The 22,894-nt window shown below is 44.8% G+C and carries 18 protein-coding genes, 4 tRNA genes and 1 other annotated feature; of the genes, 9 read left to right on the forward strand and 13 right to left on the reverse strand.

Annotated elements, in window-relative coordinates; all coding sequences use genetic code 11:
• Window positions 1–63: 63 nt before the first annotated feature.
• The 9 genes from R7P74_RS18590 to uvrY form a co-directional block, all read right to left on the reverse strand.
• Window positions 64–1,308, reverse strand: a complete 1,245-nt coding sequence (locus R7P74_RS18590; RefSeq protein ID WP_012841628.1) for a carboxynorspermidine synthase — start codon at window positions 1,306–1,308, stop codon at window positions 64–66.
• An 18-nt stretch (window positions 1,309–1,326) separates the two neighbouring features.
• On the reverse strand, window positions 1,327–4,203 hold the full coding sequence (locus R7P74_RS18595) for a pyridoxal phosphate-dependent class III aminotransferase (protein WP_064354134.1): 2,877 nt from the start codon (window positions 4,201–4,203) through the stop codon (window positions 1,327–1,329).
• An 896-nt stretch (window positions 4,204–5,099) separates the two neighbouring features.
• Window positions 5,100–5,175 (reverse strand) — tRNA-Gly (locus tag R7P74_RS18600).
• Window positions 5,176–5,188: 13 nt separating this feature from the next.
• Window positions 5,189–5,275 (reverse strand) — tRNA-Leu (locus R7P74_RS18605).
• A gap of 78 nt (window positions 5,276–5,353) precedes the next feature.
• Window positions 5,354–5,429 (reverse strand) — tRNA-Gly (locus R7P74_RS18610).
• Between the two features lie 38 nt (window positions 5,430–5,467).
• Window positions 5,468–5,541 (reverse strand) — tRNA-Cys (locus R7P74_RS18615).
• Between the two features lie 463 nt (window positions 5,542–6,004).
• Window positions 6,005–6,562: a CDP-diacylglycerol--glycerol-3-phosphate 3-phosphatidyltransferase gene (gene pgsA, locus R7P74_RS18620; protein ID WP_005394805.1), complete on the reverse strand. Its 558-nt coding sequence runs from the start codon at window positions 6,560–6,562 to the stop codon at window positions 6,005–6,007.
• 46 nt (window positions 6,563–6,608) lie between these two features.
• Window positions 6,609–8,441, reverse strand: coding sequence for an excinuclease ABC subunit UvrC (gene uvrC / locus R7P74_RS18625; RefSeq protein WP_080960110.1), 1,833 nt, complete (start codon window positions 8,439–8,441; stop codon window positions 6,609–6,611).
• Between the two features lies 1 nt (window position 8,442).
• Window positions 8,443–9,087 (reverse strand): UvrY/SirA/GacA family response regulator transcription factor, encoded by a 645-nt coding sequence (gene uvrY / locus R7P74_RS18630; protein WP_005386783.1) that lies wholly within the window; start codon window positions 9,085–9,087, stop codon window positions 8,443–8,445.
• A 427-nt stretch (window positions 9,088–9,514) separates the two neighbouring features.
• Here uvrY and R7P74_RS18635 point away from each other — a divergent pair, with 427 nt between their 5' ends.
• Complete coding sequence (locus R7P74_RS18635; protein ID WP_258481327.1) at window positions 9,515–11,878, forward strand: DNA polymerase II; 2,364 nt, start codon at window positions 9,515–9,517, stop codon at window positions 11,876–11,878.
• Here R7P74_RS18635 and R7P74_RS18640 read toward each other — a convergent pair.
• Complete coding sequence (locus R7P74_RS18640) at window positions 11,875–12,642, reverse strand: nucleotidyltransferase domain-containing protein (RefSeq protein WP_318123038.1); 768 nt, start codon at window positions 12,640–12,642, stop codon at window positions 11,875–11,877. The two genes, R7P74_RS18635 and R7P74_RS18640, sit on opposite strands and share 4 nt — an antisense overlap.
• Before the next feature lie 194 nt (window positions 12,643–12,836).
• Here R7P74_RS18640 and efpL point away from each other — a divergent pair, with 194 nt between their 5' ends.
• Entirely contained in the window at window positions 12,837–13,403 is a 567-nt protein-coding gene (gene efpL, locus R7P74_RS18645; protein WP_005376801.1) for an elongation factor P-like protein EfpL, read from the forward strand.
• A 2-nt stretch (window positions 13,404–13,405) separates the two neighbouring features.
• The gene (locus tag R7P74_RS18650; protein ID WP_005376800.1) at window positions 13,406–13,726 is read left to right on the forward strand and encodes an HI1450 family dsDNA-mimic protein; all 321 of its coding nucleotides are present in this window, start codon (window positions 13,406–13,408) and stop codon (window positions 13,724–13,726) included.
• A 187-nt stretch (window positions 13,727–13,913) separates the two neighbouring features.
• On the opposite strand, the gene rluB is transcribed toward R7P74_RS18650, so the two are convergent.
• Window positions 13,914–14,852, reverse strand: a complete 939-nt coding sequence (gene rluB, locus R7P74_RS18655; protein WP_005376798.1) for a 23S rRNA pseudouridine(2605) synthase RluB — start codon at window positions 14,850–14,852, stop codon at window positions 13,914–13,916.
• A 566-nt stretch (window positions 14,853–15,418) separates the two neighbouring features.
• On the opposite strand from rluB, the gene R7P74_RS18660 reads away from it, so the two are divergent.
• The gene (locus R7P74_RS18660; RefSeq protein WP_005376796.1) at window positions 15,419–16,129 is read left to right on the forward strand and encodes a calcium-binding protein; all 711 of its coding nucleotides are present in this window, start codon (window positions 15,419–15,421) and stop codon (window positions 16,127–16,129) included.
• Between the two features lie 91 nt (window positions 16,130–16,220).
• On the opposite strand, the gene R7P74_RS18665 is transcribed toward R7P74_RS18660, so the two are convergent.
• Together R7P74_RS18665 and rnm are read right to left on the reverse strand one after the other, a co-directional pair.
• Window positions 16,221–16,841, reverse strand: coding sequence for an L-threonylcarbamoyladenylate synthase (locus tag R7P74_RS18665; protein WP_005376791.1), 621 nt, complete (start codon window positions 16,839–16,841; stop codon window positions 16,221–16,223).
• 59 nt (window positions 16,842–16,900) lie between these two features.
• Window positions 16,901–17,758, reverse strand: a complete 858-nt coding sequence (rnm, locus tag R7P74_RS18670; protein WP_005386777.1) for an RNase RNM — start codon at window positions 17,756–17,758, stop codon at window positions 16,901–16,903.
• A 95-nt stretch (window positions 17,759–17,853) separates the two neighbouring features.
• On the opposite strand from rnm, the gene R7P74_RS18675 reads away from it, so the two are divergent.
• From R7P74_RS18675 to trpCF, 5 genes are all read left to right on the forward strand, one after another.
• Window positions 17,854–17,979, forward strand: coding sequence for a trp operon leader peptide (locus R7P74_RS18675; RefSeq protein ID WP_005376787.1), 126 nt, complete (start codon window positions 17,854–17,856; stop codon window positions 17,977–17,979).
• Window positions 17,926–18,029 (forward strand) — a sequence feature (Trp leader region). (Overlaps the previous gene by 54 nt.)
• A 126-nt stretch (window positions 18,030–18,155) precedes the next feature.
• Window positions 18,156–19,721 (forward strand): anthranilate synthase component 1, encoded by a 1,566-nt coding sequence (locus R7P74_RS18680; RefSeq protein ID WP_225474054.1) that lies wholly within the window; start codon window positions 18,156–18,158, stop codon window positions 19,719–19,721.
• 16 nt (window positions 19,722–19,737) lie between these two features.
• Window positions 19,738–20,346, forward strand: a complete 609-nt coding sequence (locus tag R7P74_RS18685) for an aminodeoxychorismate/anthranilate synthase component II (protein ID WP_054577042.1) — start codon at window positions 19,738–19,740, stop codon at window positions 20,344–20,346.
• A 37-nt stretch (window positions 20,347–20,383) separates the two neighbouring features.
• The gene (gene trpD, locus R7P74_RS18690) at window positions 20,384–21,394 is read left to right on the forward strand and encodes an anthranilate phosphoribosyltransferase (RefSeq protein ID WP_225474055.1); all 1,011 of its coding nucleotides are present in this window, start codon (window positions 20,384–20,386) and stop codon (window positions 21,392–21,394) included.
• A gap of 13 nt (window positions 21,395–21,407) precedes the next feature.
• On the forward strand, window positions 21,408–22,847 hold the full coding sequence (gene trpCF, locus R7P74_RS18695; RefSeq protein WP_225474056.1) for a bifunctional indole-3-glycerol-phosphate synthase TrpC/phosphoribosylanthranilate isomerase TrpF: 1,440 nt from the start codon (window positions 21,408–21,410) through the stop codon (window positions 22,845–22,847).
• Window positions 22,848–22,894 lie beyond the last annotated feature (47 nt).

The raw sequence follows: 22,894 nt of genomic DNA on the forward strand, positions 1-22,894 counted from the left end.
AAAATCGAACAAAGCCGACGCAAGTGCATCGGCTTAAACGTACAAATAAGAGTCGCTAAATTCTTACTTCAATTTATGGATAACAGGTTGTCCTGGCTCCAGTTCTTGAACATGCCAATCTAGACCAATAGATGGCATGGTTTCTAGGAATGGGTCAGGATCTAGCTGCTCCATGTTGAACACGCCTTTGTCTGCCCATTTGCCACGGAAGAACTGCAAAGCAGCAGTGATCGCAGGTACGCCAGTGGTGTATGAGATAGCTTGGTGTTCAACATCTTCGTATGCGACTTCGTGATCAGCGTTGTTGTAAATAAATACACTGCGCTCTTTACCATCTTTTTTACCTTGAACCCAAGTACCGATACACGTTAGGCCAGTGTAGCCTGGTGCGAGAGATGTTGGATCTGGTAGTAGTGCTTTTAGCACGTGCAAAGGTTGAACAACCGTACCGTCGTGAAGCGTTAGTGGATCTGGGCTGAGTAGACCGATGTCGCGCATCACGTTGAAGTAGTTTAGGTAACGGTCACCAAAGCCCATCCAGAATTCGATGCGTTTCGCCGGGATGAACTCTTGCATAGATCGAACTTCGTCGTGCGCCATTGAGTACACTTTGTGTGAGCCACAATTCGGGAATTCGAACTCAAGCATACGTGAGTGACAAGGTACTTGTTTCCACTCGCCGTTTTCCCAGTAGAACGAATCGCCTTGAATCTCAAGCATGTTCGTTTCTGGATCAAAGTTAGTTGCGAACTTCTTACCGTGGTCGCCTGCGTTTACATCCATTACGTCGATAGTATCGATTTCATCGAACAGATGCTTCACTGCGTATGCGGCAAACACCGATACTACGCCCGGATCGAAACCAGCACCAAGAATACCTGTAATGCCCGCTTCTTCAAACTTCTCACGGTAGCCCCACTGCCAATCGTAAGCTTGAGGTACTTGTTGGCCTTCAGAGCACAAGTCAACCGCAACAGATGTATCAAGGTATGACACTTTAGCTTGGTAACATGCTTCCATAATAGACATGTTCACCCAAGGAGGACCTGCGTTGATCACTAAGTCAGGTTGTACTTCTTTAATTAAAGCAACTAAAGAATCTACGTCGTCCGCGTTTACCGCTCGCGCTTCTAATTTCTTAGTTGAATCTTTCAGATTGTTTTTCTTCTGAATCGATTCGATGATTTTCTCACACTTACCTACGGTACGTGATGCGATTGTGATATCACCCAGAACGTCGTTGTTTTGTGCTGCTTTATGTGCAACTACCCAGCCAACGCCGCCTGCACCAATCTGTAGAATTGCCATAGTTTTCCGTTACCTTTGTTAAACTAGCTCTGCCGCTAGCGTATTGATTTTTGAGAGCAAAGATTCAAAGTCCGCCGTCGTCAGACACGGGTTCAAAATCGTAAATTTCAATGCAGTTTTATCGTCGACAATGGTTTCACCCAATACCGCGATACCGCGTGTTAACGCTTCTAAGCGCAACGTTTTGTTCAGTTCATCAAGATCCGCTGATTCATGTGTCGCTCGGAACAGAACCGTAGATAGTGATGGTTCAGCCAACAACTCAAAGTGTTTGTTATCTCGAATCATGTCCGCCACTTCAAGCGTCTGTTCAAGCAAATGATCATACATATCGCCTAGTGCTTTTGGCCCTACGCTTTGCATCGTCATAAACACTTTGAGCGCATCAAAACGCTTAGTTGTCGCAATAGACTTATCCACCAAGTTCGGTAGTTCGTCGTGTTCGCGGTTCAAGTAGTCTGCATGGTGAAGCAGGAATTTAAAGTTAGACTTGTCGTTTACCAATAGCGCACCACAACTGATGGTTTGGTAAAACAGCTTATGGAAGTCTACGCTGATGGAATGTGCACGCTCACAACCTTTCAGACGTGTTTTTTGGCTACTTAGAATCAGAGCTCCACCGTATGCACCGTCGACGTGCATCCACATGTCATGTTTCGCTGCCATATCGGCGATAAAGTCTAAGTCATCAATAGCACCGTGATCCGTTGTACCCGCTGTGCCAACAATGGCAAATGGGATTAAACCTTCTGCTTTGGCCTGATTGAGAACTTCGTCTAACTTAGTGACATCCATCGTTCCATCGGCATTAGCATCGACGGTCATGACCGCTTTTTCACCCAATCCCATCCAAGACGCTGATTTTTGAACCGTGAAGTGGGATTTTTTCGAACATACAATACGTAGCTTGTCTGCGTATTCAGGAAGGCCAAGCTTTTGAATTGAGTGTGCACTGAGTTTGTCAGCAATCCAATCTCGCGCAAGCATCAAACCCATTTGGTTACTTTGCGTGCCGCCGCTCGTGAAGATACCGTCCGCTTTTTCACCTAACTCATATTTATCGCATAGCCAGTTCACAACTTTCTGTTCAACATAAGTCGCTGATGAAGCTTGATCCCATGAGTCCATCGACTGGTTCAAAGCCGCAATCATTGCCTCTGCCGCAATCGCTGGCATCAACGGTGGAGTATGCAGGTGAGCAATACAATCTGGATGTTGAGTAAAAATTGCGTTTTTCGCGACCAGATCAGCAGCATCGTCGATAACGGATTTAAGAGGCGCATTTCCATTATCAAGATCAACGTCGTGAATCGCTGCTTCCAATGCTTTTGGATCCATACCTGAATACGGTGCAGTCACTTGTTCAAACACTGACTTCATTGCCGTAGTAGTGTGATTCATCACCGAAGCAAATTCATTGCTGCCCATCTCTCCAGTGTGGATGAAATGCTTCTTCCATTCATCTTGTGGCTGAGTTTCGATGTGACTACCGCCAGCGGCTAAAATCGCGTCTTCAAATACACGTAAAGCAAAGTCGATTTGTTCAAACGAGATGATAAGAGGAGGAAGGAAACGAATTACTGCGCCTTCGCGTCCACCTTTCTCAACGATCAAGCCACGCTCGAGTGCTGCGCGTTGAATAGACAGTGTGAGTTCACTATCCGCTTGAGGTTCACCAAATTTATTGAGTTCACCGTTTGGAGTTTTAATCTCCACGCCTAGCATCAAACCTTTGCCACGAACCTCTGCGATACAGTTCACACGCTTTTGAATACTTTCAAGGCCGTAGCGCAGGTACTGACCCGCAACATTGGCATGCTCAACAAGGTTATCACGCTGGATAATTTCTAATGCTTTCGCACCAGAGACCATAGCTAGCTGGTTACCACGAAATGTACCTGTGTGCTCGCCCGGCTTCCATGTATCATGTTGCTTGTTGATAACCAATAGCGACATTGGTAAACCACCACCAATTGCTTTTGATAAACACAGAATATCTGGAACAATGCCCGACTCTTCGAACGCGAAATTGTAGCCAGTTTTACCAACACCACACTGGATCTCATCGAAGATCAGTAAGATACCGTGTTCATCACAAATACGACGTAACTCTCGTAGCCAGAATGCTGGCGCAGGAACAACACCACCCTCACCTTGCACTGGCTCCACGATAATCGCGGCAGGCTTCATAATGCCTGACTCATCATCGTTTAAAAGACGATCGATATAACGAATACTTGCTTTCGCACCTTCATCACCGCCAAGCCCAAAAGGACAACGCAGGTTGTATGGGAAAGGCATAAAGTGCACATCCGACATCAAACCAGTTCGACGAGCTTTCGTGCCTAAGTTACCCATCATCCCCATCGTACCATTAGTCATACCATGGTATGCGCCACGGAAGGCAAACATAGTGTTGCGACCGGTAGTCTGTTTCGCGAGCTTGATAGCAGCTTCAACCGCATCAGCTCCAGACGGGCCACAAAATTGGATAACGCTGTTCTCGCTTAACTCTTGAGGAAGAAAAGACTTAACGGATTGAATAAACGTCGTTTTTGCTGATGTTGCAATATCTAGCGTCTGATATGGCAGTCCTGAATCTAATTGTTCTTTCAGCGCTTGGTTTATTTCAGGATGGTTATACCCCAAAGCTAGAGTGCCAGCCCCCGCAAGGCAGTCTAGAAAGATCTGTCCACGCGTATCTTCAACCAAGCACCCAAAGGCTTGTTTAATTGCGATCGGCAAACGACGTGGATAAGAACGTACTTCAGATTCATGCTCAGCCTGATCAATCAATACTTGATCTGGCGTTAAGTCATACGTTCCCTCAACGATAGGAACCTGGGACGAAAAAATGTTTGCGATATTGCTATCGACTTCAAAGGCAGTGCTCATACTACATAATCCCTTGAATTATAATAATTCTGTATCCTGTATTAAAATCATTAGAATGAAATTACAGGAGGTGTGAATACCCCTCCGCATTTGTCAGTGCATAAATGACAAATACAGATCATCCGCCACGATACTCGCGACTTTATATGTAAAAGGGATTAATCAAGGTTCTGTAATGCACCCGTTTTGTAAAACAGGACATTTCGGCAGTATGAAGCTGATTAGTGTGTGTTTATTCAAAGGTTTCAATGTTGGGTTTCCCATTAATATGCCGCGTTTACAGCATTAGTATCCCGTCTATCGACAAAAGGCTTTGCCGATACCTACCCTACGCAGTGTCACAATCAGCTTGAATGGTCACTACGCGTATCCCCCAGAGATCAAACGTTGTTAATTACGCTCCGAGATTGCGCGCGAATTTATCACAAAATAAAATCTTCTGGCAACGATTTTTCATATTAGTAACAGTGATGTAAATCACAACAAAACATACCCCATTGCAACTCACATGTTCATATTCATGAGCTATGCTTTTCTGCTTCTCTCAAACAGCTGTTATTTAAACAAATATTCTTGAGATATCATCACCTCATCCAACAGAGGTTTAAGGTTGTGCTGCTTAATCGTAAAACATTCCTTTCTATATCCGGAACATTTAAAAAGATAGCATTCTCGTCACAGCTTTGCCTGGAGCAAGAGTGGTTATTCTCCACAAGTGATGGTTTAAACATAGACTAGTAGGAATGGCTAAGATGCATTGCAATGGCAGAATGAACAATCACTTGAGTCAATGAGACAAAGGGTTCGTTACTTAACGAAGTCTGTGACAGAAAAGAAGTTTGAGATTTTCAAAAAATACGAAAAAGGCCTAACATTTTCATGTTAGGCCTTAAATCTGGAGCGACACACGAGGTTCGAACTCGTGACCTCAACCTTGGCAAGGTTGCGCTCTACCAACTGAGCTAGTGTCGCATTTAATATGAGATGGTGCCCCGGGCCGGACTTGAACCGGCACAACGCGAACGTCGAGGGATTTTAAATCCCTTGTGTCTACCAATTCCACCACCAGGGCACACAAATATTCTTTGTGATGCCTTTACAGAAAAGTAAAACACCATCTGATACCGCTAAATGCCATATCAATAAAATTTGGAGCGACACACGAGGTTCGAACTCGTGACCTCAACCTTGGCAAGGTTGCGCTCTACCAACTGAGCTAGTGTCGCATTTTTTTCTCGAAAGCCATTCGCTCTCAAAAGAATAATGGAGGCGCCTCCCGGAGTCGAACCGAGGTCCACGGATTTGCAATCCGCTGCATAGCCACTCTGCCAAGGCGCCTCATTTGTGAATAAAGCTAAGCTTTTTCACCACCCTTTTGAGCCGTGCTCTCTTGGGTACGGGATGCATTCTACGGATTCGAGCGATCGAGTCAACACTATTTTTATTTTTTTAAATCGTTTGACTAGAATTTGTGCGAAAGACGATGGATTGCTTAGTTTTAATACTAAAAATCGCTTAAATACACTTGTTTATCATAAAACTTTGGCTACGCCTTACACTGCTGGCCGTGCGTTGCGTGCATTGAAGTATTAATAATCAGAAGACTCGCCTCTCTAAGACTCTCCAAGGACAAAAACAAGACTTAGATCACAAATAGAACTCTATCGAAGCAAAAGCCCCAGATACAAATTGCAAACATGGCCGTTAGCAAGCATTGAAAAGCGAGAGAAGCCAAAAAATGCTGTAGATTGTCTTAGATACAAAAAAGCAGGCTATTAAGCCTGCTTTCTAACATCAGAATTTAATGGTGCTCTTCATTCAACAGATCGTCTTTCGCAGCAGCCAAATATTGAATCATTGACCAATATGTCAAGAAAGTTGCCACATACAAGGCCGCAAAGCCTAGCCAAACCATCCATTCATCGTAACGCCATATCAACACCCATAAGGCGAACATTTGCGAAACAGTTTTTACTTTGCCAACCCAAGATACCGCAACACTCGCTCGCTTACCGATTTCAGCCATCCATTCTCGCAATGCTGAGATAATGATTTCTCGCGCAATCATCGTTACCGCAGGAATGGTCACCCAAATTGAATGATAATGTTCCGTGATTAGAATCAATGCCGTTGCCACTAGCACTTTATCAGCGACAGGATCAATAAACGCGCCAAAACGAGAAGTTTGGCCAAGTTTACGGGCCAACATGCCGTCAAGCCAGTCAGTAAAACCCGCTACCCAAAACACCATTGCTGCTGCAAACGGTGCCCATGAATAAGGTAGATAAAAGACAACCACAAAAACAGGGATTAGGAACAGTCTAAGAAGAGACAGAATGTTCGGGATATTCAAACGCATTTTATTATTCTCTTACACATTGCGGCTTAATGTTGCGCGATTTTCCTTATTGTTTCAATGCTTGGAAAATAATTTCTGCTAAAGAGTGACTTATTCCCGGTACTTTGGCGATTTCTTCGACACTTGCACGTTTAAGTTCTTGTAACCCACCCATGTACTTGAGTAACGCCTGACGTCGTTTAGGGCCGATTCCCTCAATCCCTTCGAGTGCACTCGTACGTCTGGTTTTACCTCGCTTAGCACGGTGCCCCGCTATAGCATGGTTATGGCTTTCATCACGAATATGTTGGATAAGGTGCAGCGCAGGAGCATCGCTTGGTAAATGAAACTCCTCCCCATCGACTGTAATCAGCGTTTCTAAACCTGGTTTGCGAGTAACGCCTTTTGCAATACCAATCATGATGGGACGCTTTGGCCAATCCCCCCAATATTGCGAAATGATGTCATGCGCACGATTTAACTGACCTTTACCGCCATCGATAAAGATGATGTCGGGAATTTTCTCTACGTCCAATTGCTTCGAATAACGACGCTCCAACGCTTGTCCCATTGCTGCGTAATCATCACCACCGGTAATCCCAGTAATGTTGTAGCGACGATACTCTTGCTTTACGGGGCCTTCGTTGTTGAACACCACACATGACGCAATCGTGCTTTCCCCCATCGTATGGGAGATATCAAAACATTCCATTCGAGCTATAGACTCCAACTTCAATGTTTCGCGAAGCGCATGAAAACGCTGATTAATCGTCATCTTGTGATTGATTTTGGTGGTAATCGCCGTTAGTGCATTCGTGTTCGAAAGCTTGAGATACCTTGCTCGAGAGCCAGTTGGCGACGTATGAAAATGAACCTTACGGCCTGCCACTTCACTTAACGCTTTCTGTATTGGCGCAATATCTTCTGCCAACTCTTGATTCAAAATAATACGAGAAGGAATTGTACGTGCTTCGTTATGGCTCAAATAATATTGAGTCAGAAAACTATCGAACACTTCCTGCTGGCTTGTATTTTGTGGGATTTTCGGAAAATGGCTACGGCTACCAAGCACTTTGCCTTGGCGTATCATCAGGATATGGATACACGCGATACCATTCTCCTGAGCAAACCCGAGTACATCCATATCATCCATGCTGTCTTCTGAGACGTACTGCTGCTCTTGAACACGCCTAATCGCTTGGATTTGATCGCGAAATTTAGCGGCATCTTCAAAGCGCAATTGCTGACTGGCAACTTCCATTTTCTCGATCAGTTGTTTGAGTACTTGCTGATCTTTGCCTTGCAAAAACATGCGCACAAAGCCAACCAACTCTGCATATTCTTCATCAGAAATGATGGTATTAACGCATGGTCCTGCACAACGACCAATTTGGTACATCAAACATGGGCGCGTTCGGTTGGAATAGACAGTGTCTTCACACTGGCGCACAGGAAATATCTTTTGCAGCAAATGCAATGTTTCTCTTACTGCACCAGAATCTGGGTAGGGGCCAAAATATTCACCTTTGCGCTTCTTGGCGCCACGGTGGATAGAAAGCCGTGGGTGCTTATGACCGCTAATAAAGATATAAGGGTAAGACTTATCATCTCGCAGCAACACATTGTATTTCGGCAAATACTGCTTGATGTAGTTATGCTCTAAGATCAGCGCTTCTGTCTCAGTGTGAGTCACCGTGACGTCTATTTTGGCGATATTACTGACAAGCGCGCGAGTTTTCTCACTGTCTACTTTTTTCCGAAAGTAGCTTGAAAGGCGCTTTTTAAGGTCTTTGGCTTTACCTACGTAGATTACAACAGCTTCGGCGTTGTACATTCTGTAAACGCCGGGCTGATTAGTTACTGTCTTGAGAAAGGAAGCCGAATCGAAGGGAGGATTCACGCTAAAGGGTCTCGGTGTCCAGCATTCCGTGGCGAATCGCTAAGTGAGTTAACTCAACGTCACCATTAATGTCCAATTTACTAAAGAGTCGGTAGCGATAGCTGTTGACTGTCTTTGGACTTAAATTAAGTTGCTCAGAAATATCCGTTACCTTTTGGCCTTTGGTGATCATAAGCATGATCTGCAATTCACGCTCGGATAAGTCTTTAAAAGGGTTCTCAGAGGCTGGAGAAAATTGACTCAATGCCATCTGCTGCGCAATCTCTGGCGAGATGTAACGCTGCCCACTATTAACTACACGAATCGCATTCACCATTTCGTCAGGGCCAGCACCTTTGGTTAAATAACCAGACGCACCTGCCTGCATCACCTTGGTTGGAAACGGGTTTTCTGTATGAACGGTAAGTACGATGATTTTCACATCAGGATTCACGCGAAGAATTTTTTTAGTGGCTTCCAAGCCGCCAATTCCTGGCATGTTCATGTCCATTAAAACGACGTCAGCATGATTACTGCGACACCATTTTACTGCATCTTCACCGCTGTCAGCTTCTCCTGCTACGTTCATTCCACGGACGTCTTCAATAATACGTCGTATCCCTGTGCGAACCAGCTCGTGATCATCTACAAGGAAAACATTTATCAAACTTGTATCTCCACACTTTGTATTGGTTCTGCACCCACATAACCATTATTTGTTAAATGTGGATATCAGTATGACTGCCTATATACTAACGTAATCGACAAAAAATTGCTTTCTATGAATATGTGCTGAAACGCAAACTTTAGCAAGAACTTATTCATAAACCACTCTATTATTTTAGAGCGTGATGAGCAGAACCGAAATCTAAGAAAAGACAATTAACAACATTAAGTACAATAAATCAAGTAACTAGGTTTCATATTGCCCAGAGAAACACGCTATAACTTAAAATGACACTGTCCCTCTTGCACCAAAGACTAACTTGTAATCACTAATTCCAGCAAAAATTTGAGACGCTTTCTTTACTGGTTATTTTTACAGTTCTTAGTGTTAAACTAACGTTCTTCAAGTTTTCTAAGGTTTCTCACATTTGAATATCCAACAAGGCTTTCTGCTTACTCGACAGGCACGAGACATCAAAGGTCAAACTCAAATCGAGCTGTGGCTTTCGACAGAAGCAGGTCCTACTCAGTTACTTATTAATGGTGAGAAGCCAGTATTTTTCATCGCTCAGAAACACTCAGAGCAAGCAAAGACACTCGCACGAGAAAAAAACATATTCGTCGACATCCGCCTTTTGGATCTCAAAACGTTTGAACATACGCCTCTTGCTGCCTGCTATACCAATGTAACCAGAGACGCTCTCACACTCAAAGACACATTCGCTCAAAAAGATATCACTACGTATGAAAGTGATATTCGCCTCGCCGATCGCTACCTAATGGAACGTTTTATCAAAGGCAGTATCGAGTTTACAGGCAATGTGACTTGCACCAATGGCTACCAACGCGTCCAGAACGCAAAATGCCGTGCGGGGCAATATGAGCCGAAGTTAAACGTTGTCTCGTTAGATCTAGAATGCTCTGAGAAAGGCATTCTTTACTCAATCGGATTAGACAGCGTCATGGATTCCCGCGTTATCATGATCGGAGAACCAGAACCTTCGGAGACACCGATACAATGGGTTAAGGATGAAAAAGCGCTTCTAGAAGCACTCATCGTTTGGTTTAAACAGTTCGACCCCGATGTCATTGTCGGTTGGAACGTCATTGATTTTGACTTTCGTCTGCTACACAAACGAGCAGAATGGCACAACATGAAGCTAATGCTTGGTAGAGCAGACCAAGCCAGCTTTTTCAGAAGTTCATCTCAAAGCCAACAAGGGTTTATTTCCATTCCAGGGCGAGTTGTAATGGACGGTATCGATACGTTAAAAACGGCGACTTATCACTTTCGGTCTTGGTCATTAGAGTCTGTATCTCAAGAACTCTTAGGGGAAGGGAAAGAAATCCACAACGTTCATGACCGTATGGATGAGATCAATCGTATGTACCGCTCCGACAAACCATCGCTGGCTAAATATAATTTACAAGACTGCGTGTTAGTGAATAAGATTTTCAATCACACTCACCTGCTTGACTTTTCAATAGAGCGCTCTCGTCTCACAGGTGTCGAACTGGATCGTGTCGGCGGTTCGGTTGCAGCATTCACAAACCTATACATGCCTCAGATACACCGAGCAGGCTACGTTGCTCCGAACCTACACCCTGAAAATTGGATTGCGAGCCCCGGCGGTTACGTGATGGACTCCATCCCTAACCTATATGATTCTGTTTTAGTATTGGATTTTAAGAGTCTATATCCATCGATTATTCGCTCTTTCTTGATTGATCCTATGGGTTTGGTTGAGGGGTTATTACTCGATATTGGAAAAGAAGATAATGAGGCTGTTCCTGGCTTTCGCGGTGGGCAGTTCCATCGTACGAAACACTTTTTACCAGAAATGATTGAAAAGCTTTGGACAGCACGTGATGTTGCAAAGAAGAACAATGAAAAAGCTTTTTCTCAGGCAATCAAAATCATCATGAACTCCTTTTATGGCGTACTGGGCTCATCGGGATGTCGTTTCTTTGATACTCGGTTAGCTTCTAGTATTACCATGCGCGGACATGAAATCATGAAGCAAACTAAGGTGCTGATTGAGGAGCAAGGATATCAAGTGATTTACGGCGATACGGATTCCACATTCGTGTCGTTGAATCGACCATACAGTCAAGTAGAAGCTGACGCTGTTGGAAATCAATTAGTTGATTACATCAACTCTTGGTGGCAAGAACACCTGCGTTCTGAGTACAACCTAACATCTATGTTGGAAATCGAGTATGAAACCCATTATCGCAGATTCCTTATGCCAACGATTCGTGGCGCAGAAACTGGCTCGAAAAAGCGCTATGCGGGTTTAATCGGTGAAGGAGAGCAAGAACGGATTGTATTTAAAGGGTTAGAAAGTGCCCGTACTGACTGGACCTCGTTAGCTCAGAAATTTCAAAATACACTCTATAGCATGATTTTCCATGGTGAAGATCCAAGCGACTATGTCCGAGAGATGGTTGAGAAAACTAACAACGGTGAATTTGATGAACAGTTGGTGTATCAAAAGCGACTGCGCAGAAAACTGCATGAGTATCAGAAGAACGTCCCGCCACAAGTGCGCGCAGCTCGTTTAGCGGATGAGATAAATGCCAAGCTTGGCCGCCCATTACAGTATCAAAACAAAGGACGAATTGAATACATTATTACCGTGAACGGCCCTGAACCTTATGAGTACCTCAATAGCCCGATTGATTATCAACATTACATTGATAAACAACTCAAACCCGTTGCAGATGCGATTCTCCCTTTCATTGGGACGGACTTTGACAGGCTTTCAGCGCCACAAATGGGGTTGTTTTAGCCGATACGAAACTCTGTTTTCTGGTACTGTTTGACTAACCAATCACCAAACGCATCAATTAGCCCGATAACAGAACGCTTGGGAATCCCCCGGCCAGAAAGTAAAATTTCTAGCCGCTCGATCTCAAGCTGCTTTTCAGGATGATAAGTTAAGAATACCTTGCCACACTCTACGGGGTCATCAAACCAACGTTTATCTCGATACATCACCAAAGAGTATGACGCTCTTAGTAACTTTTTAGCAATCACGCGCTGGGCGGCCACCTGCTCTTCTATCGTCTTCGCTTGTACGATTTTTTTGCGATAAGCCGTAATCCAATCTTCCACATCCATATTCCAGTGCTTAGCAATTTCCCAACTTGGGACGTAATCACCAAAACAGTCTGCTAGATCATCACCATAAACACAGACACAGCAATGCTTAAGCATAAAGCCCCAAGTGAAAATACTATCTAAATTAGCTACTTCGCTCACTAAGGCTGTACGGACCGATACACCATTAACGTGAGGGTAACTCTGCTGCGCACGCCACTTAATTGTGTTGAGCAAAGTCGCGCGATTGTGATCAAAGGAAGATTGAGTAACGACAACCAGGTCTAAGTTCGACCTCCCAACGATCGCTGTTTTACGAGCAACACTACCGTATACATAAACGCCGTGTAAGTTTTGCCCCAATCCACCTTTGAGACAAGCGGTGACTTCCCTAATTAAAGGCGCAAACTCTGGTTGAAATGGTTGTTTAGGATCGATAACAGGCAGAGACATGACTTAAAACGTGTTCTCAGATGGTTCAAGAAGTTGGGCTATATGTTCTCTTAGCCGACTCACCGAATCAAGTCCATTCAGGTGTTTAGTCATGGGAGTAACAACAAATTTCTGCAATGAATTTTAATGCTAGGCGGCTAACTTAGCGCTATAATCACCGAGTTTTGCTTAATAAGTATGAATAGGAATATACAATGCCAAAGGCAAGTGAAATCAAAAAAGGCTTCGCAATCGAGTCTAATGGTAAAACTCTTCTCGTTAAAGACATCGAAGTAACGACTCCTGGCGGTCGTGGCGGCGCTAAAATCTACAAAATGCGTTGTACAGATCTAAACACGGGCGCACGTGTAGATGAGCGTTACAAGTCTGATGACGTTGTTGAAACGGTAGAAATGAACAAACGTGCAGTTGTGTACTCATACGCTGACGGCGATGAGCACATCTTCATGGATAACGAAGACTACTCACAATACACATTCAAGCACAATGAAGTTGAAGACGACATGCTGTTCATCAACGAAGATACACAAGGTATCCACATTATCCTTGTTAACGGTGCTGCAGTGGGTATTGAACTACCATCTTCTGTTGAGCTAGTGATTGAAGAAACTGACCCTTCAATCAAAGGTGCTTCTGCATCTGCTCGTACTAAACCAGCACGCTTCGCTTCAGGTCTTGTCATCCAGGTTCCTGAGTACATTGCAACTGGTGACCGTGTTATCATTAACACAGCTGAACGTAAATACATGAGCCGAGCATAAGCATGTCTGATTTGATTTCTTACGACGACGTCATCGACGCAGCGTACGACATTTTCCTTGAGATGGCTCCAGATAACCTAGAGCCTGCTGACGTGATTCTGTTTACTGCGCAATTTGAAGATCGTGGTGCCGCAGAACTTGTTGAAACCGGTGATGACTGGGTTGAACATGTTGGCTTCGAGATCGACAAAGAAGTATATGCAGAGGTTCGTATCGGCCTAGTAAATGAGGAAAATGACGTTCTTGATGACGTATTTGCTCGTATGCTAATCAGCCGAGACCCTGAACATAAGTTCTGCCATATGCTTTGGAAACGCGATTAACGTTTCTTCATCATGAACAAAGATACCAGCCTAGTGCTGGTATTTTTTTATCTGTTGTTTTCGTCTAGCTGAGATATATGTTTATACAAAGCACCCTGCTCTATATAGGCTTTAGATCCTTTTGTTATGTAACAGATAAGAAAAAGGCTTGCCGAATTGGCAAGCCTTTCTGATGTTTTGCTATCGATTAACGATGCTTGTTGCGTGCGCCTTGGTCACCAGCAGTCTTCTTCGGCTTACGACGAGAAGGGTTGTTGCTGCGACCTTTTGGCGTGTTAACACGCTCTTCATGGCGCTTAACTGCGCGACGAATTTTTTGGCTGCGTGCACGCTCACGTTTGCGTGACGTGTTGTCTTTGTTCAGATCAAGCATGGTTTCTTTCTCTGGACGAAGCTCTACAAGCTCACGCAAGTAGTTTACTTCTTTCAGGTCAAGCTCCATCCAACCGCCACGAGGCAGTTTCTTGTCTAAGAAGATGTCGCCGTAACGAACACGTTTCAGACGGCTAACGGTACACTCTTGCGATTCCCATAGTCGACGAACTTCGCGGTTACGACCTTCATTGATAACAACGTAAAACGTGTGGTTCATGCCTTCACCACCCGCGTAAACAACATCTTCAAAGCGAGCTAAACCGTCTTCCAGTTCAACACCTTTTACTAGATTACGAACTTTCTGTTCAGTTACTTCACCGAACACACGTACTAAGTATTCACGTTCAACTTGGCGGCTTGGGTGCATTAAGCGGTTCGCCAGTTCACCATCCGTTGTGAAAAGTAGAAGACCAGAAGTGTTCGCATCCAGACGACCAACTGAAATCCAACGAGAGCCACGAATTTTTGGCAGACGATCAAAAACAGTACGACGACCTTCTGGATCGTGACGAGTACACAGTTCACCCTCAGGTTTGTAGTACGCAAGTACACGACAAATCACTTCTTCTTGAATCTTTGCAGAGACAATGTGACCATCGATACGAACTACGCTGCTCTCGTCTTCAAGTCTTTCACCAAGCTTAGCGACTACACCGTTCACGCTAACGCGACCAGATTTAATTAACGATTCAATCTCACGACGAGAACCGTGACCAGCACGTGCTAATACTTTTTGTAACTTTTCGCTCATTTATCTACCTATGTGTCGTCTTCACAGACGTCTAGACCAGGATTGGTCTGCATTTTGCTATTTACCCATTTCAGTGGGATTTTTCGGTCGGACATTATACGTAACTTTCTTAGTTAATGTAAGCTAAATCGGCGCCATTCTCCACACCAAAATTCACTTCAAAAATGACCGAAATATTTGTCCTATTCTGCAACTTTTTTACTACTTAATGCAGGCATTGCTCAACGAGAATCCCACTAATATCGGTCTTCCTGAACCACTTTAACCACGCTGTACCTGATAAAATTGTCAGGGTTACAACAATAACCACTTGGGGTGTGTTTACTGTTCATATTGCTAGAAAGCAACGAAGAATAAGCCGTCCCTGTTTGCTGCTAAGTAATACCAATCACCGCAGACAATGAGCGCTCATAGCAAAACAAGGTCGTGGGTAGCAAGACAAAAATTGTCTTTAAGTCATTAGTTCACATCAAAAAATAACACTAATGCTATCGTGTACTCTGACTCTCTAGGTTCGCTCTGCACTCTCGGCGATTGGCATAAATCAGACAAAAAGGAATAGAACAATGTCTATGCTAAATCTCGACCTAAATTGGATTTTTGGGACATCTCAAGATGACGATATGACAGGCACAAAAGGCTCTGAAACAACCGATATTTTCTTCGGCTTCTGTGGTGATGATAAGTTTGTAGGATACGGAGGTAATGATATTGTCTTCGGTGGCTGGGGAGATGATACCTTGCTTGGTGGCCGAGGTAACGACTTTGTTTCTGGCGGCTTTGGAAACGATTTCCTATCCGGAGGATTAGGAAACGACAAACTCTTTGGTGGCTGTGGCGACGACACAATTTTTGATTATTCAGGCAACAACTACTTGAGTGGTGGCTGGGGTAACGACACCCTCGTTGTTGGTGATGGTGAATCAGTACTGAGCGGTGGCTGTGGAGACGACACCTTCGTGCTTACAAACCGCCTGGCTATTGGTGTACCTGATCAGCCAGTATCTTCCAACGATATTGATGTCAAAGCCGACATTGTCGATTTTAATATTTTCCATGACAAACTTGTCTTTGATATGGGCCGAGACACTGATAACGATGGCATTCGAGATACGTTCTTGGATTCAGCGGATGATCTGACTTTATCTTACAATGAATGTGGCTGGGCAGTATTCTCAAGTGATGAATACAATGTTGAAGTGACACTAAACGGTGTGAGCTCTGCATACATCAACTATGCAGAACAAAATGGTATCGACATTTTCGATTTTGCTTAACCTCAATCAGTTAAGTTCAATGAGATATTCGATATGACAACTAAAATAGGAGGCGCGATGCCTCCTATTTTGTTTGGCGGTGGTGCGTCTACTATTCGAATGGTGCAGGGTCACCTGATCCCAAACGAACTACAACAGGTTCACCTTCGCTAAAGTCAATTACAGTCGTAGGTTGTTCACCTAGGTAACCGCCATTAAGAATCACATCAACCGCATGTTCTAGTTTATCGCGAATATCCTCTGGATCAGATTCTGTTACGTCACTGCCAGGTAGAATCAACGACGTAGACATCATCGGTTCACCTAATGCTTCCAACAAGTCCAAGGCAATTTGATTGTCTGGGACACGGATACCGATGGTCTTACGTTTTGCATTCATCAAACGACGCGGCACTTCTTTTGTGCCTTTGAAGATGAAGGTGTAAGGACCTGGTGTGTTATTTTTCAGCAGTCGGAATGCAGAGTTATCCACTCGCGCATAGAGAGAAAGCTCCGACAAATCACGACACAGTAAAGTAAAGTTATGCTTATCATCCAGACGACGAATCTGACAGATTCGTTCCAGTGCTTGTTTGTTCTCCAACTGACAGCCAAGTGCGTACCCTGAATCAGTAGGGTAAACCACAACGCCGCCGTTACGAATGATTGCTACTGCTTGATTAATCAAGCGAGCCTGTGGGTTTTCTGGGTGAACGTAAAAAAACTGGCTCATTGTAATTCCTCATTATCGAGCCTCTCGGCTCTATATTTTTATGGGTTCTCGACTTCGTATTACTGAGTATTATTCAACGAAGGATCTATTCCCCAATCTTTCCAAACTGGTTCGACGCCAGCAGGCAACCATAGGTTCCTTCCTAGCTCCATCCACGGTGATGGGTAGTGAAAATCACTGCCTTGAGAGGCTAATAGTTTGTATTGTATAGCATAATCAGCCAAGTTGCGCCTTTCTTGTTGCGCTTGCTGTGGCTGTGCAACTTCCATCGCATCACCACCTGCTTCGACAAACGCTGCTAGAAGACGCTTAATCCACTTCGCTGTCAACTTATATCTGCCAGGATGCGCTAATACCGCCATTCCACCAGCCGCATGGATAGCATCAACCGCATCCTTCATCGAACACCAATTCGGTGGTACATAACCTGGGTTATTACGCGTTAGGTATTTTTTAAACACCATTTGCATGGTTTTTGCGTAACCATTATCTACCAACCATTTCGCGAAATGCGCTCTTGTCACTGGAGCATCACCGGCGATTTGCCTTACCTCTTCAAGCACACCTACTCGAGTTGCTTTTTGTAGTCGCTCTGCAATTAACTCAGATCGTGTTATGCGATGCTGCTTCTGCTGTTCTATGAGGGCAGATAATTGTTCATTTTCCGGATCAATATTCAGGCCGACAATATGAATGTCTTTGTTTTGCCAGACGGTCGATATCTCAATGCCATTGATGATTTTTATCGGCAAATTATTATCTTGAACGTATTGCTTAGCTAACGCCAAACCGTCAACCGTATCGTGATCAGTGATCGCCAAAACCTCGATATCAAAACTCAGCGCCCTTTCCACTAAATCTTTAGGTTCTAACCGACCGTCCGATGCAGTGGTGTGACTATGTAAATCAATTCTCATATTTTTATCGTTTTAATGCCGTTTTGGGGTTGACTTTTTACTCTCGCACTAGTTAACTAGTACACAAATACAAAGTACGTAATTTAAGGTTCACCATGTTACAAGAATTTAACCAAAACCAAAAAGCGAAAGTTGCGGTTTGTCTTAATAAGGCAAACTCATCAGATCTTGCTTGGTGGCGCACTTGGACTAGTTCTTGGTGGGCAAACGTATACTTCTAGTTTATAGAACCAAACGTTGTAAAGCCCGCTACTTAAGCGGGCTTTTTTGTTTTGTTGCTCATTTCACATTCAACTGCCTAAACATTAATCGAATATAGCCAACTCTAGATTGGGAGAACGTTTGCTTTATGCGACTATGTACGGTAGGAAGATTTAAACAGCTACAAGGAGGTCTTGTGAACAAGGCCATTGAAATTAAGAAACTTGGACAGCTTGAAGTGCTAACGGCTTCCGTCCCTTATACTCAAGACCCGACTCGCTTGTTCCACACACTATGTGAGAACAAAACTGACAGCCTATTGCTGGAATCTGCTGAGATCGATTCAAAGCAAAATTTAAAATCCCTGCTGATCGTAGATTCAGCGGTTCGCATTGTTTGCTTCGGCCATACCGTTAGCATGCACGCCTTGACCAATAACGGTAAAAACCTACTGTCTCACCTAAACCAGAACATCCGTGGTGACGTTGAGAGCAAGTTCGATGGCGAAACGCTAACTTTGCAGTTTAACCAGCCATGCGACACGTTAGATGAAGACTCTCGCCTACGTGAAGCCTCTTCTTTCGATGCGCTACGTTTGGTTCAGCATAGTTTTGATATTTCACAGCAAGACAAACACGCAATTTTCCTTGGTGGTCTGTTTGCCTACGACTTAGTCGCAAACTTTGAGCCGCTTGGTAATGCCGAAGTAACAAATCAGTGTCCAGATTACGTTTTCTACGTCGCGGAAACACTACTTGTTGTCGACCATCAAACGGAATCTTGCCAGCTTCAAGCGACGTTGTTTGTTGATGGTTCAGAGAAAACAGCGTTAGAGACTCGCATTGCAGAAATCAGCGCTCAGTGTGCAGCGCCAAAACTACTGCCAAGCGCAAAACAAATCGCTGACATAACGATAGAACCTAGCGTATCTGATACAGACTTCTGCCAAACCGTTCGCAACTTAAAAGAGTTCGTAGTGAAAGGCGATGTATTCCAAGTTGTACCGTCTCGTAGATTCACTCTACCTTGTCCTTCTCCACTGGCGGCTTACAAAGAACTGAAACAAAGTAACCCAAGCCCTTACATGTTCTACATGCAAGATGAGCTGTTCACTCTGTTTGGCGCATCACCAGAAAGCGCGCTTAAGTATGAAACCGATACCAACCAAATTGAAATCTACCCAATTGCAGGCACACGTCGCCGTGGTAAACGCCCGAATGGAGAGATCGATTTCGACCTAGATAGCCGCATCGAACTTGAACTGCGCACCGACATGAAAGAAAACGCAGAACACATGATGTTGGTTGACTTGGCACGTAACGACGTCGCTCGTATTGCTCAAGCTGGTACTCGCCACGTAGCAGACCTTCTAAAAGTCGACCGCTACAGCCACGTAATGCACTTGGTGTCTCGTGTGGTTGGTCAACTGCGTGAAGACCTAGACGCGCTGCACGCATATCAAGCATGTATGAACATGGGTACGCTCACCGGCGCACCTAAGATTCGTGCCATGCAGTTGATTCGCGATGTAGAAGGCGCACGACGCGGTAGCTACGGCGGCGCTGTTGGCTACCTCACTGGTGAAGGCACACTCGACACCTGTATCGTGATCCGCTCAGCGTACGTTGAGAACGGCATTGCTCAAGTTCAAGCTGGTGCTGGCGTGGTGTTCGACTCTGATCCGCAAGCGGAAGCAGACGAAACGCGCGGCAAAGCACAAGCGGTAATCTCTGCTATCCAAGCAGCGCATAAGTCACAATAAGGAATAGGGTTCAGAGATGGCTAATATCATTTTTATCGATAACTTTGACTCGTTCACCTACAACCTTGTGGATCAGTTCCGCTCGTTAGGTCACTCGGTCAAGATTTACCGAAACAACATCCCAGCAGAAACCATCGAACAAGCGGTAAACGAGCTTGAAAACCCAGTGGTTCTGCTATCGCCAGGCCCTGGTGCTCCTTCAGAAGCAGGCTCAATGCCTGAGCTTATCCAACGCATGAAAGGCAAAGTGCCGATGATCGGCATTTGTCTTGGTCACCAAGCGATTGTTGAAGCGTACGGTGGCACCGTTGCTGGCGCGGGCGAAATCATTCACGGTAAGGTCTCTATGATGGAGCACCAAAACCATGCGATTTACCAAAACCTACCATCACCACTTGCAATTGCACGTTACCACTCGCTAGTTGCGACCAAGGTTCCTGAGAGCCTAACCATCACAGCAGAAGTGGATGACTTGGTAATGTCTGTTGTACATGAAGAAGATAAAGTTTGCGGGTTCCAGTTCCACCCGGAATCTATTATGACGACCTACGGAGCAACACTGTTGGCCAATGCCATTGAATGGGCACTTGAAGAACAAACTTCAGCGACCCCACTCACTGCTTAAAAAGCACTTGGCACATAAGAAATTTAGGAGAGGAAATATGGAAGCAATCATCAACCCTATTATTACCAAACTGTACGAGCAAGAATCGCTTACTCAGGAAGAGAGCCAACAGCTATTCGACATCATTATCCGTGGTGAACTAGACCCAATTTTAATGGCATCAGCACTGACTGCACTAAAACTCAAAGGCGAAACGCCAGACGAAATTGCAGGCGCGGCGAAAGCACTGCTGGCAAACGCAAATCCATTCCCTCGCCCAGATTACGATTTCGCAGATATCGTAGGTACTGGTGGTGACGGTCACAACACCATCAACATTTCAACCACTGCGGCGTTTGTTGCTGCAGCATGTGGTCTAAAAGTAGCGAAACACGGTAACCGCAGCGTTTCAAGCAAATCTGGTTCTTCTGATCTTCTTGATTCATTTGGTATCAACCTAGCTATGAGCGCAGAAGATACGCGCAAAGCGGTAGACGATATTGGTGTCGCTTTCCTATTTGCACCTCAATACCACGGTGGTGTGCGACATGCGATGCCAGTGCGTCAAACCATGAAAACACGCACCATCTTTAACATTCTTGGTCCACTGATTAACCCTGCACGTCCTAACATCGAATTGATGGGCGTTTACAGTGAAGAACTGGTTCGTCCTATCGCAGAAACCATGCTACAAATGGGTATGAAGCGCGCCGCTGTAGTACACGGTAGTGGTTTGGACGAAGTAGCAATTCACGGTGAAACAACGGTTGCAGAAATCAAAGACGGCAAGATCACTGAGTACACGCTAACACCAGTAGACTTCGGTCTAGAAGCGCACCCATTAGAAGCGATCAAAGGTGGCGATCCTGAAGAAAACAAAGCAATCATTACCAATATTCTGACGGGTAAAGGTACAGACGCACAATTGGGCGCAGTGGCAGTGAACGTTGCTCTGCTAATGCGTTTATTCGGCCACGAAGATTTGAAAGCCAACACGCAACAAGCGATTGAGGCAATGAATTCAGGCAAGGCGTACCAATTGGTACAACAACTTGCCGCACACGCTTAAGGAATTGAAGAAGATGACTGACTTCAACACTCAGCAAGCTGGCAACCTGTCTGAACACGTTTCTAAGAAAGAAGCAGAAATGGCAGAAGTACTGGCGAAAATTGTCCGCGACAAATATCAATGGGTAGCAGACCGTAAGGTGTCTCAACCGCTAAGCACATTTCAGTCTGATTTGCTGCCATCGGACCGCAGCTTCTACAATGCTCTGAGTGGCGAAAAGACGGCATTCATCACCGAATGTAAGAAGGCATCTCCTTCTAAAGGTTTGATTCGTGATCACTTCGACTTGGATTACATTGCATCGGTTTACAACAACCATGCTGATGCGATTTCAGTCCTAACAGACGAGAAGTACTTCCAAGGTAACTTTGACTTTCTTCCTCAAGTGCGTGGTCAAGTTAAACAACCCGTTCTGTGCAAAGACTTCATGATAGACACCTACCAAGTTTACCTAGCACGTCATTACAGTGCTGATGCTGTGCTATTGATGCTTTCTGTCCTGAATGACGAAGAGTACAAAGCGCTAGAAGAAGCAGCACACAGCCTGAACATGGGTATCTTGACCGAAGTCAGCAACGAAGAAGAGCTTCATCGTGCCGTTAAGCTTGGCGCACGCGTTATCGGCATCAATAACCGTAACCTTCGCGACCTAAGTACTGATTTGAATCGTACTAAAGAACTGGCACCGACAATTCGCGAACTGGCTCCTAACGCAACAGTAATCTCAGAATCTGGCATTTATACACATAAACAAGTTCGTGATTTAGCGGAATACGCAGACGGCTTCTTGATTGGTAGTTCACTGATGGCGGAAGACAACCTAGAACTTGCTGTACGTAAAGTGACGTTAGGCGAAAACAAAGTGTGTGGCTTAACGCATCCAGATGACGCAGCAAAAGCATATCAAGCTGGCGCGGTATTTGGTGGCCTGATTTTTGTCGAGAAGTCGAAGCGTGCGGTTGACCTTGAAGGTGCTCGCTTAACCATGAGCGGTGCTCCACTGAACTATGTAGGCGTTTTCCAAAATCACGATATCGATTTTGTTGCTTCTGTCGTCACCTCTTTGGGTTTAAAAGCGGTGCAACTGCACGGTCAAGAAGACCAAGCTTACGTAAACCAACTCAAAGCCGAACTGCCAGCAACGGTAGAAATTTGGAAAGCTTACGGCGTGACTGATGCCAAGCCAGAACTGCTAGCAGACAACATTGATCGCCATTTATTAGATGCGCAAGTTGGCACTCAAACTGGCGGAACTGGTCAAGTGTTCGACTGGTCACTGATCGGCGACCCAAGTCAAATTATGCTAGCGGGCGGACTGTCGCCAGAAAATGCTCAACAAGCAGCGACACTAGGTTGCTTGGGATTAGACTTAAACTCTGGTGTAGAAAGCGCACCAGGCAAAAAAGATTCACAGAAGTTGCTCGCGGCATTCACCGCTATTCGCAGCTACTAAAGCTGGATATCAGCTAAAAAATTTAAAGCTATTCGTAGCGAAAAATA

It is taken from the genome of Vibrio sp. 2033 (genome assembly GCF_033339735.1).

Bases quoted from the DNA above. Each gene is read 5' to 3' on its own strand.
- R7P74_RS18590 (WP_012841628.1), bottom strand. From the start codon at position 1,308: ATGGCAATTCTACAGATTGGTGCAGGCGGCGTTGGCTGGGTAGTTGCA.
- R7P74_RS18595 (WP_064354134.1), bottom strand. From the start codon at position 4,203: ATGAGCACTGCCTTTGAAGTCGATAGCAATATCGCAAACATTTTTTCG.
- pgsA (WP_005394805.1), bottom strand. From the start codon at position 6,562: ATGCGTTTGAATATCCCGAACATTCTGTCTCTTCTTAGACTGTTCCTA.
- R7P74_RS18640 (WP_318123038.1), bottom strand. From the start codon at position 12,642: ATGTCTCTGCCTGTTATCGATCCTAAACAACCATTTCAACCAGAGTTT.
- efpL (WP_005376801.1), top strand. From the start codon at position 12,837: ATGCCAAAGGCAAGTGAAATCAAAAAAGGCTTCGCAATCGAGTCTAAT.
- R7P74_RS18650 (WP_005376800.1), top strand. From the start codon at position 13,406: ATGTCTGATTTGATTTCTTACGACGACGTCATCGACGCAGCGTACGAC.
- rluB (WP_005376798.1), bottom strand. From the start codon at position 14,852: ATGAGCGAAAAGTTACAAAAAGTATTAGCACGTGCTGGTCACGGTTCT.
- R7P74_RS18660 (WP_005376796.1), top strand. From the start codon at position 15,419: ATGTCTATGCTAAATCTCGACCTAAATTGGATTTTTGGGACATCTCAA.
- R7P74_RS18665 (WP_005376791.1), bottom strand. From the start codon at position 16,841: ATGAGCCAGTTTTTTTACGTTCACCCAGAAAACCCACAGGCTCGCTTG.
- rnm (WP_005386777.1), bottom strand. From the start codon at position 17,758: ATGAGAATTGATTTACATAGTCACACCACTGCATCGGACGGTCGGTTA.
- R7P74_RS18675 (WP_005376787.1), top strand. From the start codon at position 17,854: ATGTTACAAGAATTTAACCAAAACCAAAAAGCGAAAGTTGCGGTTTGT.
- R7P74_RS18685 (WP_054577042.1), top strand. From the start codon at position 19,738: ATGGCTAATATCATTTTTATCGATAACTTTGACTCGTTCACCTACAAC.
- trpD (WP_225474055.1), top strand. From the start codon at position 20,384: ATGGAAGCAATCATCAACCCTATTATTACCAAACTGTACGAGCAAGAA.
- trpCF (WP_225474056.1), top strand. From the start codon at position 21,408: ATGACTGACTTCAACACTCAGCAAGCTGGCAACCTGTCTGAACACGTT.